This is a genomic window from Terrabacter sp. FW104-15G4B, assembly GCF_058790095.1.
Window position 1 is genome coordinate 79,090 of record NZ_JBYTCI010000011.1, and the last position, 16,435, is coordinate 95,524.

The following is a 16,435-nucleotide window of genomic DNA, read 5'->3' on the forward strand; positions in this document are numbered from 1 at the left end:
CTTCGGCGGATCACCTGTCGGTCACCCGTGGGGACAGGGGCAGCAATGCGTGACACGCCTCGATGTTGTGGAGCTGAATGTCATTGCGGCGTCGCTGCTCCCACGTCTCCTTGGTCAGTCGCCACCGGTTGAGCAGGGCGGGTTCGCCTTGGCGCGTTGCCCAGTCGAACCCGTTGGGCTCGTAGCCAAGGCGTCGAGAGATCGCGTTGGAGCCCTCGTTGTCCACGAAGGCGTCGCTGCCTGCTTCCCTCGCCGCGAGGCCCTCGAACGCGAGGTGCAAGATGGCCGCCCGCATCTCACGGCCCAGTCCTCGACCGCGAACGTCTGTCGACAGCCACGAGAAGGTCGTGACGGTTCCGAGGGTGGAGAAGTTCGCCCCGGTCAACGTCTGCTCCCCGACTGGCTGGCCGTCGACCATGACGACGAAGTAGAGCCGCCACGCATCGGGCTCAACCGCTCCGCGGCGGCGCCAGACAGCCCGGAGCCACTTGGCCACCCTCAGGTCGGGATCGGTCTCGTAGAAGGACATCGGGTCGTCGTACGGTGCGGGGTCGGCATGGGTCTTGCCTGCGCGCACGGTATCCGCGAGCTGATCGAGCAGGTCGTCTGTGGCCGAGCGCAGCTCCAAGGTGGGCGTGCTCACCCTGACGTCGAGGAGGGGGTAGTTCTTCATCAGCTCGTCACTCTGCTTCCACGGTTGGGGCGTAGCCGAAACGGGTGGCCGGCGTATCGCGAGCAGGGGCGTATCGTCGCAACTGATCGCCGGTCGCGCCACCGACTTTCCGCGCCTCCGCAACGCTGCGCCACGACAACGGGCCACGAGCGCCTGCTCCGAGGACGCGCTCGACGCGCCGGTGTTCAACGCCGCGGGGACGAGCGGTCCGGGCGCGGTTCTGGATGGCCAGCCTCGCCAACGAGGCGGTCATCCACCGCTTCGACGCAGCGGCGGGTCAGCGGTTGACCGAGCAGAGGGGAGCAGGCGCCATTCGCCCAGCAACATCCGGAGGCTCGACGCTGTCAGGGCAACGAGGGACAGCAAAGGTGGCAGCCGGGCGCGGTGGAGTCTCGCTGGTGGTGCTCGGACTCGTCCGCGCACTCGCCACACATGCCGCCCAGATCATTCCCAGTGCGGGGTGTTCCACCGGCGGATGCCGGCGCTGGGCGCAATCGCCTAACTCGCGCAGGCGCCGAGCTCGGCCCCGTCTTCTCCTGCGTCCCTTGATAGAACCCCTCACGGAGGGAGGATGCCTCACGACATCAGGATCTATGCCGCCGACCGCCCGTGGCTCTTCCCGAGCGCGCGGCCCGACGGGCAGGGGGTCCACCACGGAGCGGCACTACGGAATGACGCCCGTCCCGATGGGTACGTCACGCTGCTTTCCGCAGTCGATGCACTCCTGGTATCGAGCGCCGACCTCCGTCGCGTCGGGATACCGATGCGTGCGCCATCGGTGCCAGATATGCAGGCGGCACGTCCACCGGCCCTTGCGTCGCTCTTCCTGGCCGGGCGCCCTGTGCGGGTGAGTATCCATCATTCATGGTGCTCGCCACGGCGGCGCATGTGACAGGTGTAAAACGGGCGCGATGAGTTGGACCGCGGCTCAGGCGGATTGCACCTCCGCGCGCCCGACCGCTCACGCGGGACGCTCGTTGACATTGGCCTGGGGGCAGCGGCCCCGCCTGAAATCTGTCCCGTTCCGGGTTTGGTGGAGGCTCGGAACTGACGCGACGACGGTAGCCGCCGTGGGGTTTCGACGGTAGTGCTGGTCTTCGAGCTCGACGGGCGGGATCAGCCTGATCTCGCCGTGGAGGCGTCGGTGGTTGAACCAGTCGATGTACTCCGCGACCGCGATCTCGAGGTCATCGATGCAACGCCACGGACCGCGGTTGCGGATGAGCTCGGCCTTGAACAAGGAGTTGAACGCCTCGGCCAGGGCGTTGTCGTAGGAGTCACCGGTCGAACCGACCGAGGCGACGGCGCCCGCGTCGGCCAGCCGCTGGGTGTAGCGGACGGCGAGGTACTGAACTGCGCCGTAGTTCTCGGCGTGGATCGTCACGATCCGAGCCAGCGTGGCCTCGTCGCTCACCGACCGCGCCGACGGCGCGCGGAACTTGGCCGCGTAGTACGTGCTCGGGGCGATCTGCGTGCCGGCTGCCGTCCAGGCTGTGCAGATCGGCTCGACCCCGAACCGGTCGCGGTGCTCGTCGATGTACTCGACGAGCACCGCGGTGCTCACTTGAGCTTGCGGCCGAGCCGAGCCACGAAACGTACACCGAGAAGGGCGCAGAGAGCGGTCGGATTCGAGCCCGCGAGGAGTCCTTTGGCGCGCGCCGTCGCCGGCGTCGACCTCAGACTCGGGTCGGTACACGGGGGCCCACATGGCAACGCCAGCGATCTCGCCGACACGGTCGCGGTACCTGTAGAAGGAGGCCAGACCTCAAGGTGATGGCCGCCCGGCAGCTGGCTCCGCCGCCGTTTGCCCCTGCCCGGGTCGAGAGCCCCGTACTCCCAGACGACGACCAGATGAAGTTGAGAGGTCCATGCGGGCAGCGTGACGTGGTCGAATGAGGGACCACGTCACTTGGGCCAGCGCCCGACACGTCAACGGGAGGGTCCATGATGAGCGGAAACGCGACGTACCGTCACGCTCAAGCTGCGGTGCTGTCAATCTGTGCTGTTGACGCCCCCGTGGTGGTGACTTCGGACGAGATGGACCAGCGACTGCTGACCACCTACGAGCGCGTCGGTCTCAAGCCCGGAATGCTCGCGCGGCTCGCCGGAATCTACGAGCGGCGCTGGTGGCCTGAGGGCGTCAGCTTCACGGAGGGCGCGGCGACCGCCGGTGGCAAGGCCCTCGCGGAGGCGGGGGTCGACGCCTCCCGTGTCGGCCTCATGGTCAACACGAGTGTCTCGAGGGAGCACCTGGAGCCATCCATGGCGGTCCAGATCCACCACGCTCTCGGCATGCCGACCTCGTGCCTCAACTTCGACCTCGCCAACGCGTGCCTCGGCTTCGTCAACGGGATGCACCTGGCTGCCACGATGATCGACTCGGGGCAGATCGACTACGCCCTCGTCGTCAACGGTGAGAGCTCGCGGCACACCCAGGAGGTCACCCTCGATCGCCTCTCGGGTCCGGACGCCACGGCCGACGACGTGCTGTCGCAGTTCGCGACCCTGACTCTCGGGTCGGGCGCGGCCGCAATGGTGCTCGGCCGGGCAGATCTGCACCCGCAGGGTCACCGCATCGTCGGTGGCGTCGCTCGCGCCGGCACGGAGCACCATGACCTCTGCGTCGGTGATCTTGAGTGGATGCGGACCGACACGCGGGGTCTGCTCGAGGCGGGCATCGCGCTGTCCCGGGCCGCGTGGCAGGACGCCCGCGCGGAGTTCGACTGGTCCGACATGGACCGCTACATCGCGCACCAGATATCGCAGGTGCACGTCCGGGCCATGTGCGATGCGCTCGACATCCCGCCGGACCGGCTGCCGCTGACCTTCCCGACCCGGGGCAACATGGGTCCGGCTGCCGTGGCGTTCACGCTGGCGATGGAGGCGGACTCGCTCGTCGCGGGTGACCGCGTGCTGATGATGGGGGTCGGCTCGGGGCTCAACGTGTCGTGCCTCGAGATCGCCTGGTGACCCCGCCCGCCCAGCCGCCGGCAACAGCGTGGCCCGGAGTCGACCCCGCATGGTCGCGCCGGGTCGTCGCTCCCGACGCGGGCGGCATACCCCGGACCTGGCACCTGCTCGACAACGGTGCCGACGCAGAGCACGGCACCCTGCTCTGCGTACACGGCAACCCCACGTGGAGCTACCTGTGGCGGCGCGTCATCGCGACAGCCCCTCCCGGCTGGCGCGTCGTCGCGGTGGACCAGCTCGGCATGGGCCTGTCCGAACGCACGGATCCGCGCACGCTGGCCCAGCGGGTCGACGACCTCGCCAACCTCACCGACGAGCTCGGCATCACCGGCCCTGTCGTCACCCTCGCCCACGACTGGGGCGGTCCCGTGTCGCTGGGCTGGGCGCTCGCTCACCGGGAGCAGCTCAAGGCCGTCGTGCTCACCAACACCGCCGTGCACCAGCCCTCGACTGCTGCAGCGCCGTCGCTCATCCGGATGGCCCGAACCGAGGGGGTGCGGCAGGCCGTCTGCGTCGCGACCCCAACCTTCGTCCGCGTCACCTCCGCCCTCTCTCGACCGGCGCTCCCCCGCGGAGTGCGTCATGCGCTCGCCGCGCCGTACGCCTCCCCTGCCGCCCGGCGAGCCATCGGCGACTTCGTGGCGGACATCCCGCTCGACCCGTCGCACCCCACGGCCCCGACGCTCGACGCCATCGCACAGGACATTACCGGCCTTGATGTGCCGACGCTGCTGCTCTGGGGTCCCCGGGACCCGGTCTTCTCCGACGTCTACCTGCGCGACCTCCGGTCCCGTATGCCGCATGCCGACGTCCACCGGTACGAGAAGGCCTCGCACCTCGTGATCGAGGACGCCCCGCAGCTCGCCGACGACCTCTGGCGCTGGCTCGGGCACGCTGTGTCACAAGCGGATCCCGTCCCTGGGAGCGCGTCGTCGCTCCCGAGCCCGGTCCGCGAGCGGGCGAGTCAGGACGATGCCCCCGGGGCGGCAGCGCCACTTTGGGCCGCGTTGACGGAAAGGGCCGGAGACGAGGCCGCTGCGGTCGTCGAGCTGGGCGGCCAGGGACGCCGGGTGTCCTTCGATCTCCTCGAGCGGACAGTGCGGGACCTCGCCGGCGGCCTGGTGGCGACGGGGGTGCGCCCGGGTGACCGGGTCGCGCTCCTCGTCCCGCCGGGCGCTGACCTCACCGCTGCGGTGTATGCGTGCTGGCGGGCCGGCGCGTCCGTGGTCGTCGCCGATGCAGGCCTGGGGGTCGCCCGGATGGGCCGTGCCCTGCGCGGCGCCGCCCCGGACCACGTCATCGGGATCGCCAGAGGGCTGCTCCTCGCCCGGGCCATGCGTGTGCACGGGCACCTCATCGCCGCAGGCCCGCTCGACCAGGCCACCCGGCGAGCCCTCGGCGCTCCCCTCGGCCTCGCAGACCTGGCACGCCTGGGTCGAGGCCGGCCCCTCCCCGCGACGCCGGCCGACGACGCCGAGTGCGCCGTCCTCTTCACGTCGGGCGCGACCGGGCCTCCCAAGGGTGTCGTCTATCGCTACCACCAGGTGCGGGCGCAGCTCGACCTGCTGCGCACGGCCTACGGGCTCACCGCCGACGACCGCCTCGTCGCAGCGTTCGCGCCCTTCGCCCTCTACGGCCCGGCGCTCGGGCTCGCGTCGTCGGTGCCTGCCATGGACGTCACGGCGCCCGGCACCCTCACCGCGGTCGCGCTCGCCGAGGCCGTGTCGGCCGTCGGTGGCACCGTCGTCTTCGCCTCCCCGGCAGCGCTGCGCAACGTCGTCGCAACCGCGAACGAGCTGACACCACGACATCGTGCGGCTCTGGACGGCATACGGCTGCTCATCTCTGCCGGTGCACCAGTCCCGCTCGCCCTGCTTCTCGACGTGCAGACCCTCGTGCCGCAGGCGGAGCTCCACACCCCCTACGGCATGACCGAGGCGCTTCCGGTGACCGACGTCTCCCTGGCCGAGCTCGAGGCGGTCGGGCCGGGCGAGGGGATCTGCGTCGGTGGGCCGCTGCCGAGCGTCCTGCTCGGCATCAGCGCGTTCGACGACATGGGAGACGTCGACGCCGAGCCGACCACCGGCCCCGCGGTGAGCGGCGAGGTGCTCGTTCGCGCGCCTCACGTCAAGGACCGCTACGACCAGCTGTGGGCCACCGAGCGTGAGAGCAGCCGCACGACGGGCTGGCACCGCACGGGCGACGTCGGTCACCTCGACGACGACGGACGCCTCTGGGTGGAGGGCCGGCTCGTGCACGTAGTGCACACGGCGTCCGGGCCCGTCACCCCGGTCGGGCCCGAGGAGCGGATCGGGCGCCTCGACGAGGTCTCGATGGCTGCCGTCGTCGGCGTCGGGCCGGTCGGTACGCAGCAGGTCGTCGCCGTCGTCGTGCCGTCCACCGGCGCCCGCCCCGGGCTCGCCGGGCCTGAGCTGGCGTCTGCCGTTCGGTCGGCAGCGGGGGTTCCGCTGGCTGCCGTCCTCGTCGCGAAGGACCTGCCGGTCGACATCCGCCACTCGTCGAAGATCGACCGGACGCGAGTGGCTCGGTGGGCCGCTCGCGCGCTGGAGGGCGGGCGGGTGGCGCGCCCGTGAAGGTCCTCGTCACCGGAGCGAGCGGGATCCTCGGCCGGCTGACGGCCGAGGCCCTCGCTGGCCGCGGTGACGAGGTGACCGTGCTGCAGCGTCGTCCGTCGGGGCTGCGCCTGCGGGAGGTGCTCGCTGACGTGGCGGACGCCTCCTCCGTGTTGGAGGCCGTGCGTGGCCACGACGCCGTCGTGCACCTCGCGGCGAAGGTCGACGTCGCCGGCCGGTGGCGGGACTACGAGCACGCCAATGTGCAGGGAACGACGAATGTCGTCGAGGCCTGTCGGACCGTCGGCGTCGGCCGGCTCGTCCACGTCTCCTCGCCGTCGGTGGCCCACGCCGGGGCGGCCCTCGTCGGCATCGGCGCCGAGCCCGCCGACCCGCCGCGAGCTCGCGGTCATTATGCGCGCAGCAAAGCCCTGGGCGAGCAGGTGGCCCTCGCCGCAGACGGCGGCCCGCTGGCGGTCGTGGCCGTGCGCCCGCACCTCGTTTGGGGCCCGGGTGACACACAGCTCATCGCTCGGATTGTCGAGCGAGCCCGCTCGGGGAGGTTGCCCATCGTCGGCTCCGGCGCCGCCCTCGTCGACAGCACCTACGTCAGCAACGCCGTCGACGCTCTCGTCGCAGCGCTCGACCGGTGTGAGTCGGCACGGGGCGAGGCGTACGTCGTGAGCAACGGCGAGCCGCGCCCCGTGGGCGAGCTCATCGGCGACATCTGCCGTGCCTCGGGGGTGGCCGCGCCCACGCGCCACGTCCCGTTCCCCGTCGCCGCGATCGCTGGAGTCGCAGTCGACGCCGTGTGGGCCGCCCGGCTGGCGCTGCCCGGCCTACCAACGCCAGGTGACCCGCCGCTCACCCGCTTCCTCGCCGAGCAGCTGGCGACGGCACACTGGTTCGATCAGCGCCGCACCCGGTCCGCCCTGGCGTGGACGCCACGGGTGTCGCTCGCTGAAGGCCTCACCGAGCTCAGTCGTGCCGTCGAACGTTGACCACCGGAGCTCGGCCGGGGGGCATACGCGCTCGGTCCAGTGGTGTGATGCAGAGAACATGGTCGTCGTCCCCGCGCGTTTCTGCTGCGGCGACAGCCGCGCAGCGATCGGCGGACCCGTGGATTTCAACATGGGGCCGGCCGTGCCATGACGTGATCACCAGCCCGTCACGATTCCTGAGCGATGACTGGTGCGGCCGACAAGGACGGACCGCCTGCCCGGACGGATCACTCACGAGGACACCCGCCGCGACGCGCTCCCCGTGCGACATCCTCGCCAGGGTGAGCAACGGATCTACCTGCCCCATGACGGTTGGGAGTTGGGGCTGCCGGAGACCGAGGACGGCTACCTTGCGGCCGTCGTTTTGTCGGCTTCCCGACGGCACGGTCGCGTGGCAGGCGCGGCCCCCGGATGCTGACGGACGCCTGGATCACCGTTGCCGTGGAGGACGCCACAGTGGTTGCCGCGTCATGGTCGTGCTGGCGTGTCTCCAACGACGTGGTCAGCGGTCGCGAGACCGGCCGCCACTTCACCAAGTGAACATCCGGAGATGCCGCTGATCGGTCGTGCCGAGATCCGGACGTCCCCGTGGTGGCCGCAGCGGCTTCCCTCGCGGGTTCCTGGTCCGTCCCTGCTGGTATTCGACTTCAAGTAGACCGGCACCACGGTCGCTCCACGGGCTCCCGGTCTCCACTCGACCACGTCGAACCTAGGTTGATGTGTCAACCTGATCGCGATAATCTAGTTGACATGTCAACCTCTCTCTTTGGGATACTGCTGTGACGAACTACGGCCATTCAGTGCAGTTCGGCGTCGAGGTGGTCGGCGCCGCCGACTCGCCCGGCGTCGCAGGAGCGCTTGCCGCGCTTGCCGAGGAGCTCGGCTATGACGCCGTGATCTTTCCGGACCGGCTCGAGACGGACGGCGCGGACGCGTTGACCTTGGCGACGTGGGCGGCCGCGCGGACGACGCTGGTGCAGGTTGTCGCCGGGCGACTGGACGCCACAGCTCGCCCCGCGTCGGTGCTCGCTCGCAGCGCGGGCAGCCTCCAGCTGCTGTCTGGTGGCCGCGGGGGGCTGATGCTCGGATCAGGGTCCGCCACCGAAGACCTAGACGGTGTCGCCGAGGCCTTCGCGGTGATCCGAGCGCTTCAGGACACCAGGCCCGGCCGGGTCAGCCTGGCCGGGACCCACCATCACCTTGCTGACGCCGAACCGGGGCCGGCCCTGGAGCGTGAAGTCCCGCTCTGGCTGCATGGCTCGAGTACCGCGGTAGCAGCGCTGGCTGGTCGCGTCGCCGACGGGTGGTCGGTCGATCTCGACGAGGTCGGCGTGGGAGATATGGCGGCGTTGAACGCCGTCGTGGACGGTGCCGCAGTCGAAGCCGGACGCGATGTGCGCGAGGTCCGGCGGTCGGTGATGCTGGACAGCACTGATGTCCCCGATGTCAGCACCTTGACTGCGCTGGTGGTGGACATGGGTGTGAGCTCAATGGTGATCCGTGTCGGGAGCCAGGCCAAGTACGAGGACGAGGCCACGTTGCGGGCGTTCATCCGCGACATCGCTCCCCCGGTCCGTGAGGGAGCTGCACTCGCGCTGCCGCCGGGTTCGCTGTCGTCTCGTCCGGTGCGTCGAGCCGACGTGCGGTCGCGGCGCCAGCCGGGCATCGCCTACGACAACGTCCCCGCAGACTTGGCCGGAACAGCGGTGGAGCCGGGCGATGCCGCGTTCGGCAGTGTGCGCTCGACGTACTTGCGGGGCGGCAACCCTGGCCTGGTGCTGCGGCCGCGCACCGTGGCCGAGGTCGCGAGTGCCGTGCGCTTCGCCCGGGAGCACAGGCACCTGCCATTGGGGATCCGCAGTGGTGGGCACGGCGTCAGCGGCCGCTCGACCAACGACGGCGGGTTGGTCATTGACGTGGGCTCCCTCGATGCCATCACCGTCTTGGACGAACCGGCCAGGTTGGTCCGTATCGAGGCGGGGGCTCGCTGGCGCGACGTCGCACGGGCGCTTCAGCCACACGGCTGGGCGCTCAGCTCCGGCGATTACGGCGGGGTAGGCGTCGGCGGCCTCGCCACTGCGGGCGGAATAGGGTTCCTCTCTCGCAAGCACGGTCTGACCATCGACCACCTCCGGGCGGTCGAGATGGTGCTAGCCGACGGCACTGCCGTGCGAGCCAGTGCCACCGAGAACGCCGAGTTGTTCTGGGCGGTGCGTGGCGCGGGCGCGAACTTCGGGGTAGCGGTTGCGTTCGAGTTCGTCGTCGATGAGGTGGACGAGATCGGGTGGGCCCAGTTGGCGTTCCAAGCTCCCGATCCGGCGGCGTTTCTCGAGGCGTTCGGTCGTGTCGTCGCCGACACCCCCCGTGACACCACCCCGTTCTTGATCCTGGGCCAAGGCGTTGCACAGCTGATGGCCATGGTCGATTCGTCGGACCCCGACGTGATCGTCCAGCAGCTGCAGCCGTTCGCCGAGATCGCGCCGCTCGTGCAGCAGCAGGTCGTGGTCGCCCCGTACGCGGCGGTGATGAACATGTTCCCGGAAACTCCTCACCACGGGCGCGGAGAGCCGGTCTCACGCTCCGCCTTCACCCGCGAGATCACCCCAGGCTTCGCATCCGCCTCGGCCGAGCTGATCGGCAGCGGCGCGTCGCACTGGTACCAGATCCGCACCGTCGGCGGCGCCGTCTCCGACGTCGCGCCGGACGCCACCGCCTACGCACATCGTGACGCCACGTTCGCCCTCACCGTGATGGGTGGCAATGCCCAGCGGTTGGACCGGTGGTTCGAGCCCGTACGCCGGCAGTCCTCAGGCCTCTACCTCAGCTTCGAGAGCGACCGCCATCCGGACCGGATCAGCGACGCCTTCCCTCCGGCCACCTTGGACCGGTTGCGTCGGCTCAAGGCGAGGCTCGATCCTCACAACCTGTTCCAGGACAACTTCAACATCACACCCGCCCACGATGACACCAGGAACGCCTCATGAGCACCGGCACGAACACCGACTACGGCCACGAGCTCCTCTTCGGCACCTTCGTGACCCCCACAAACCACCCCGTGCACCAAGCCGTCGAGCAGGCCGTCGTCGCGGACCGGGCGGGCCTGGACCTGGTCACCTTCCAGGACCACCCCTACGTGGCGAAGTTCCACGACACCTCAACGCTCTTGGCCTACGCCGCGGCTCGCACCGAGCAGATCCACCTGTCCGCAAACGTCACCAACCTCCCGCTCCGCCCGCCGGCCGTGCTTGCCCGAGCCATCGCCACCCTCGATCTGCTCAGCGGTGGGAGAGTCGAACTGGGCATCGGAGCGGGCGCCTTCTGGGACGGCGTAGCCGGCATGGGTGGCCCCCGACGCACCCCCGGAGAGTCCATCGAGGCGCTGGAGGAGGCGATCGCGATCATCCGGGACGTCTGGAACACCAACGACCCTGGCGTCCTGTCGGTGCGCGGCAAGCACTACGACGTCCATGGCGCCAAACGCGGCCCGGCACCCGCGCACCCGGTGGGGATCTGGGTCGGCGCTTACAAGCCGCGCATCTTGCGTGTGGTCGGCCGTTCAGCGGACGGCTGGCTGCCCTCGATGCAGTACCTCCAGAACGGCCTGCATCAGCTGACGCAGATGAACCGTCACATCGACGATTCCGCGGTGGCCGCAGGGCGCGAGCCGAGCGAGGTACGCCGCTTCCTCAACATCACCGGGCAGTTCGCAGCCGCTCGGCGGGGCTTCCTCAACGGCCCGCCGAGCCAGTGGGCCGAGGAACTCGCCGAGGTCGCCCTCACCTACGGGACGAGCGGCTTCATCCTCGCCTCCGACGACGCCAGTCTGACCCAGACCTACGCTGCTGACGTGGCACCCGCAGTCAAGGAACTGGTAGCCAGCGCCCGAGGGACCCTCCGTCGTGACTGAGTGGCTGAATGACGAGGACCACCACACCTGGCGCAGCCTGCTTCGGATGCACGCCCAGCTCACCGCCGCCCTCGCCCAGGCGCTGAAGGTCGACTCCGCCATGTCCATCTCCGACTACGAGGTCCTCGCCGTCCTCTCCGAGGCATCGGACGGCGCCGTCCGGGCTCGCGAGCTCCGTTACGAGCTGCAATGGGAGAAGAGTCGCCTGGCCCACCACATCCGACGCATGGAGCAACGGGGCTACGTTCGCCGCGACACCTGCACCGATGACCTCCGGGCACCCCTCATCAGCCTCACCGAGGCTGGTGTCACCGCCATCCGCTCCGCGGCGCCCGCCCACGTCGCTCGCGTGCGCGAACTCTTCTTCTCCGCCCTGACACCCGCTCAGGCTCGCGCCATGCGAGAAGCCGCGGACGCGGTACTCGACAACGTCGAGCGGCATACCTCGCGCGAGACGGACCCGGAGTTCTGACGGCCCGACGCCTTATCTTCGGGGCACAAACCACCGGTGTACCGAGCGGCTCAGCGACCGATGACCGCCAGGGCGGCGTCGAGATCCATGTGAGACGTTTACCGCACATGCCGCAGGTAGTGCGCGTCCGGGCGCCGCTGGCAGTCATGCACGAGACCGCCGCGCGGGTCCAGTAGCCTGTGTCCGTTGGCGGGCCGTAGGCCGTCGTTACAGCGAGGGTTACAGCGTTCGTTGCAGCGGGCTCTACATCGGGGGTTCCAGCCATGCCCCGCCCTCGTGGCGTATGGCTGAAACGCGCTGACCTGCGGTGCCGCGGTGAGCCCGGCGGGTGTGCGCCGGCGGGTGGGGTCGACCTCAGTGCGCTGACGGAACGCGGAAGCACTCTTCCTGTCATGCCGAGAAGCGGACGTCGAGCTGCGGCCTCGCTCGGCGGCTCCGGCGGGACGCGTTATCTGTTTTGGAAGGTTTTACTTCGGATAGGTAAAGCGCCCTAAAAACGCAGGAAGCAGCAGACCTCTTCCGGGCCGCCTTCACCGCCGCGCGCACCTGAACCCGCGCATGCCCCAACTGTAGGGTCGGCCCCTGCCCACTAGGGCCTGACCCGACCGCGCGGGAACCACCCCACCAGCGGTCCGAGCTCGGCACCGGGTGATGGTGGCGGTGCGCGGCCGACGCCGGAGTACACAGGCGACCGCGGCGGCGCCAAACTGCCCGCTCGTCGAGTCGCGCAACTGGCGCACCGACGCCGACCTGGCGGAGGTCTATGCGACGTGGGGCGGCTTCGCCTACGGTCGCGAGCTGGACGGCATACCGGCTCGGGGCGACATGGAGCGCACCTACGCGCGGATGGACGTGACCGCCAAGAACATCGACACCCGCGAGCACGACATCGCCGACAGCGACGACTACTTCCAGTACCACGGCGGCATGGTGGCGACGGTCCGCGCGCTGACCGGGCGTGAGCCCAAGGCATACGTCGGGTGACTCCACGACACCCGACGCGGTGCCCACCCGCACGCTCACCGAGGAGACCGCCCGCGTCTTCCGCGCCCGCGTGGTCAACCCGCGATGGATCGCGGCGATGCGCAAGCACGGCTACAAGGGCGCCCTCGAGCTGGCGGCCACCGTCGACTACCTCTTCGGGTTCGACGCGACGGCCGGGGTCGTGACCGACTGGATGTACGAGCAGCTGGCGCAGACCTACGTCCTCGACAAGGAGAACCGCGACTTCCTCCAGCACGCGAACCCGTGGGCGTTGAACGGGATGATCGAGCGGCTGCACGAGGCCGTCGACCGCGGGCTCTGGGAGGAGCCGGACCCGCAGCTGATGGGCGACCTGCAGCAGGTCTACCTCGACGTCGAGGGAGGCCTGGAGGCATGACCGCCAACACCGCGACGGTGACTACCCGGCGCGTCCACCCAGTGGGAGCGCGAGGGTGGATCTACCGTGCTCCACGGGTTGATGACGGGAGCAGATGTGGAACTTGAGGCAGCATGGCGCCTCGGCCGTGAGCTGATGAACCAGCATGGTCTGCACGACTGGACGCTCCTCTTCGACACAGCGAAGCGTCGAGCTGGTGCGACCAGGTCATCCCGCCGTCAGATCTCGTTGAGTGGCCCGCTGACGAAGCTGCACCCGGACGAAGAAGTGCGCGACACCCTTCTGCACGAGATTGCCCACGCGCTGGTCGGTCCGAGCCACGGCCACGACGAGGTCTGGCGCCGGACCGCCACGGCGATCGGGTGCAGCGGCGAGCGGTGCACATCCGAGGACGTGCCGTCGATCCCGGGCGAATGGCTGGGCACGTGCCGCTGCGGGTTCGAGACACGACGTCACCGTCGACCGGAGCGCGTTCTCCTGTGCGGTCGCTGTGAGTCCGCGCCGACTGCGGAGCGAGTTCTGTCATGGAGCCACCGCGGGCGTCGCGCGGTGATGCACCCCAACTTCGTCGCTGAGCTGGCAGCCATCAACGGCAACGAGCGGATCACGAGGTTCGGTCCCGGGTCCATGGTCCGTGTCGTGGTCCCGGGCCAGTACTTCGGCGTGGAGGGCAAGGTCCTGCAGCGCCGCCGCACGAGGTACGTCGTCGATCTTCCGCAGGGCCGCATCTCAGTCATGTTCGCCGGGGTCGAGGCGGTTCGTGCCGAGACGGCGTGAACGGCGTCAGTGGCAGTAGAGCACCTGCGTGGGGTGGCCGGTCTCGTTCCACTGACGCGTCGACCACGACAGGTTGACCGCGTAGGCGCACGCCGGGTCGGTGCTTACGTCGACGGCCTGCCCGCCGGTCCCGGTGCCGCTGTGCGGGCCGGTGTGGTGGCCGCGGAACCACGGCATTGCCATGCCGAGGGTGTAGGCGCCGGCCAGCGTCGCCTTCGTGCCGGGTGACGCGCTCGAATGGACCGTGTCGGCGTTGCTCGTGATCGTCACGGCGCACTCGCGCAGCATCGGGTGGTCGACCGTCGCGAGCAGGTGGATGGTGCTGACGCTCGAGAGCGGGTTGCACGCGTTCGCGTGAAAGCTCCTCGAGGCCGAGCGCCACCTGCACGGGTGAGTGGTCGGAGACGACCGCCGCGAGGTGGTCCGACCGCAGGACGGGCCCGGGGGGTGCCACCGCCCCCGCGCACCTCGAAGGCGAGGGCGTAGCGGCGCACCGGCTCGCGCTCGGCGGGCGTCAGGTCCCGGCCGGCATCGGCCTTGGTAAGGGCCGACCCGAACTTCGGCGGGTGCAGCGACGTGATAGCCGCGGTGTTGACGACGGCGAGGTCGAAGGTCCGCAGGAACGTCGACGGACTGACCGTGACCACGGTCGAGGCGCCGGGCGGGTTCGCCAGCGGCACGGTGACCGGGTGGCCGTGGAGGGTGAGCCAGCCGTCCGGGTCGGCGTCGGCCGGCGGTGAGGACGGCCGGGTAGGAGGTGGTCGTGCCGGTGCCGTCGTCGTAGAAGACGTAGCCGACGTGGACGCTGCCGAGCTGGCAGGTCATCGGCTGCATCCACGCCGGGGGGAGGCTCGGCAGGACCGACGGGTCCTCCGGGCCGGGCCAGGTCCACTCTCCCGACAGGAACCGGTACTGCAGCGAGGTGCCCGACACGGGGTGGCGCAGCGGGCAGTTGCGTGCAGCGTGACGGCGCCGCCGCGTCGTACACCCGCGGGAAGACCCGCGACTGGGTCGAGCCGTATCTCATGACGAGCGCGAACAGGTCGTACCACGGGCCCTGGCTCCGTAGTCCGGCGAAGGCCCAGTCCAGGCTGCGGCGTACGGAGCGGTCCGCGCCGGGTAGCCGGGGCAGGAGCAGGTGAATCGCCTTGGGCAGGAACATGTGCCGGTAGAAGGGGACGATGGAGTGGAAGGTGGCGGCCGGGTCGATGAGCACCAGGTTCGTGACGCGCTCGGGCAGGCGCATCGCCAGCGTGGCTGCGCCGAAGCCGCCCATTGAGTTGCCGACCAAGGACACGTCCCGCAGTCCGAGCACGTCGGTCAGCTCCCGGAACCACTGCTCGTAGTCCGCGAGCGATCGGATCACGCGAGTCGGGCGGCTCCGGTTCGCCTCGCCCATCACGTCGACGGCGAAGGTCCGGTGGGTCGCCGCCAGTGAACCGACGGTGAGGTACCAGGACATCGCGGTGGCGAACATCGCGTGCAGGAAGACGACCGGCGGCCCCTCTGGGCGCCCACCGGCGACGACGTGCGTCGTGCCGAAGCTCGTCGGGACGTCCAGCTCTTCGTACGGTTTCGGCCATCGGCGCAGGACGCCCTCGTAGGCGCGGAGCACCAGCGCCTCGCCCTGGGGCGTGGTGAACACGGGCAGATGCGCCGGCATGACCCACTATCGCTCCGCGGGACGCTGCCCCATCTCGAAACGAACGGCAAAGAGGACGAGGCGGGGCGGACACCATCCCTCCCACCGCCCCAGTCACACCGACTCGACCCCGCAATCCTCGCCGCACTCAACCCCGAGGCCGAGTACGAAGACGTCCGCGAGCAGGTCGGTGCCGTGGGGGTTTCCGAGTCGAGGGCAACATCCGATCCTTGCCGGCGAGCGGTCATGGCAATGGGCGGGTTGCTCGAAGGGATGCCAGCTTTACCGCTCCACCCGGAAGGCTGGCGAGAAGGTGGTTAGACCCTTGTCGGTCGACCACCGCGCCGGAGGCCGCTAGAGAGGTAAGCGCGCGGGAGGCGGCGTGTGGTCACCGACCCCTCGACGACGCGAGCACCGCAAACGCGGTCGGTGGCTAGATCTCCGACGTTCAGCCACACTGAGTTCGGAGGCCGCGGATGAAGGGGGCCGCCGGTGTCGATCTTGGTGGGGCGTGACGCAGAGCTGGCTGCGCTTCTCGACTGTCTTGAGGATGCTGAGGGCGGCCGTGCTCGTGTCCTGGTGTGCGTGGGTGAGCCCGGCATCGGGAAAACCCGGTTGGCCGACGAGCTCACCACGATGGCGCGTAACCGAGGTGCTGTCGTGGTGTGGGGTCGGGCGGTCGGCACGGATGGCGGGCCGCCTTACCGGCTCTGGGCCGAGGTGGTCGCGGCCCTCGAAGCGGCCGGCCTCGCGGACTCGGGTGCTGTCGCCGCCCTGCGGGCGATGGCCGGTGAGCCGTCGGTCGAGGAACGAATGCGGTGGTTTGACGACGTCACAGCGGTGATGTTGGCGGCAGCCCGCACTTCCCCGCTGGTGGTCGTGCTCGATGACGCCGATGCGGCGGACGTCGGCTCTCAGTTGCTCGTGCGTCACGTGGCGCGGACGGCGCGGGACGAGCAGTTGCTCGTGGTGCTGACGTGCCGCGAGACGTCCGGGCCCGTGTCCGAGCTCGTCCGGGAGCCGCACACGAGGCAGCTCG

Annotated in this window: 11 protein-coding genes and 4 pseudogenes; 11 read left to right on the forward strand and 4 right to left on the reverse strand. The window is 70.0% G+C overall.

Annotation, left to right across the window (positions count from 1 at the left end; translation table 11 throughout):
- Positions 1-10: 10 nt before the first annotated feature.
- Together AC3WRT_RS10910 and AC3WRT_RS10915 are read right to left on the reverse strand one after the other, a co-directional pair.
- On the reverse strand, positions 11-673 hold the full coding sequence (locus tag AC3WRT_RS10910; protein WP_492721781.1) for a GNAT family N-acetyltransferase: 663 nt from the start codon (positions 671-673) through the stop codon (positions 11-13).
- 1,084 nt (positions 674-1,757) lie between these two features.
- A pseudogene (locus tag AC3WRT_RS10915) lies at positions 1,758-2,024 on the reverse strand (integrase core domain-containing protein); the annotation flags it as partial.
- A 596-nt stretch (positions 2,025-2,620) separates the two neighbouring features.
- On the opposite strand from AC3WRT_RS10915, the gene AC3WRT_RS10920 reads away from it, so the two are divergent.
- From AC3WRT_RS10920 to AC3WRT_RS10965, 10 genes and pseudogenes are all read left to right on the forward strand, one after another.
- Positions 2,621-3,643: a 3-oxoacyl-ACP synthase III gene (locus AC3WRT_RS10920; protein ID WP_492721783.1), complete on the forward strand. Its 1,023-nt coding sequence runs from the start codon at positions 2,621-2,623 to the stop codon at positions 3,641-3,643.
- A complete protein-coding gene (locus AC3WRT_RS10925) occupies positions 3,640-6,237 on the forward strand; it encodes an alpha/beta fold hydrolase (RefSeq protein ID WP_492721785.1) in 2,598 nt (865 codons plus the stop codon). The genes AC3WRT_RS10920 and AC3WRT_RS10925 overlap by 4 nt, the downstream gene beginning before the upstream one ends.
- Positions 6,234-7,217 (forward strand): NAD-dependent epimerase/dehydratase family protein, encoded by a 984-nt coding sequence (locus AC3WRT_RS10930; RefSeq protein ID WP_492721787.1) that lies wholly within the window; start codon positions 6,234-6,236, stop codon positions 7,215-7,217. Before AC3WRT_RS10925 ends, AC3WRT_RS10930 begins: the two co-directional genes overlap by 4 nt.
- Before the next feature lie 411 nt (positions 7,218-7,628).
- Positions 7,629-7,757, forward strand: coding sequence for a hypothetical protein (locus AC3WRT_RS10935; RefSeq protein WP_492721790.1), 129 nt, complete (start codon positions 7,629-7,631; stop codon positions 7,755-7,757).
- A 239-nt stretch (positions 7,758-7,996) separates the two neighbouring features.
- The gene (locus AC3WRT_RS10940) at positions 7,997-10,201 is read left to right on the forward strand and encodes an LLM class flavin-dependent oxidoreductase (RefSeq protein WP_492721793.1); all 2,205 of its coding nucleotides are present in this window, start codon (positions 7,997-7,999) and stop codon (positions 10,199-10,201) included.
- Entirely contained in the window at positions 10,198-11,124 is a 927-nt protein-coding gene (locus AC3WRT_RS10945) for an LLM class flavin-dependent oxidoreductase (protein ID WP_492721795.1), read from the forward strand. Before AC3WRT_RS10940 ends, AC3WRT_RS10945 begins: the two co-directional genes overlap by 4 nt.
- A complete protein-coding gene (locus AC3WRT_RS10950) occupies positions 11,117-11,596 on the forward strand; it encodes a MarR family winged helix-turn-helix transcriptional regulator (protein ID WP_492721798.1) in 480 nt (159 codons plus the stop codon). Before AC3WRT_RS10945 ends, AC3WRT_RS10950 begins: the two co-directional genes overlap by 8 nt.
- A gap of 714 nt (positions 11,597-12,310) precedes the next feature.
- A pseudogene (locus AC3WRT_RS10955) lies at positions 12,311-12,977 on the forward strand (cobaltochelatase subunit CobN); the annotation flags it as partial.
- Between the two features lie 135 nt (positions 12,978-13,112).
- A pseudogene (locus AC3WRT_RS10960) lies at positions 13,113-13,346 on the forward strand (SprT-like domain-containing protein); the annotation flags it as partial.
- 180 nt (positions 13,347-13,526) lie between these two features.
- Positions 13,527-13,754 (forward strand): hypothetical protein, encoded by a 228-nt coding sequence (locus AC3WRT_RS10965; RefSeq protein WP_492721865.1) that lies wholly within the window; start codon positions 13,527-13,529, stop codon positions 13,752-13,754.
- A 6-nt stretch (positions 13,755-13,760) separates the two neighbouring features.
- On the opposite strand, the gene AC3WRT_RS10970 is transcribed toward AC3WRT_RS10965, so the two are convergent.
- A complete protein-coding gene (locus tag AC3WRT_RS10970; protein WP_492721800.1) occupies positions 13,761-14,024 on the reverse strand; it encodes a hypothetical protein in 264 nt (87 codons plus the stop codon).
- A gap of 244 nt (positions 14,025-14,268) precedes the next feature.
- Positions 14,269-15,399: an alpha/beta fold hydrolase gene (locus AC3WRT_RS10975; RefSeq protein ID WP_492721802.1), complete on the reverse strand. Its 1,131-nt coding sequence runs from the start codon at positions 15,397-15,399 to the stop codon at positions 14,269-14,271.
- Between the two features lie 501 nt (positions 15,400-15,900).
- On the opposite strand from AC3WRT_RS10975, the pseudogene AC3WRT_RS10980 reads away from it, so the two are divergent.
- Positions 15,901-16,356, forward strand: a pseudogene (locus AC3WRT_RS10980) (ATP-binding protein); the annotation flags it as partial.
- Positions 16,357-16,435 lie beyond the last annotated feature (79 nt).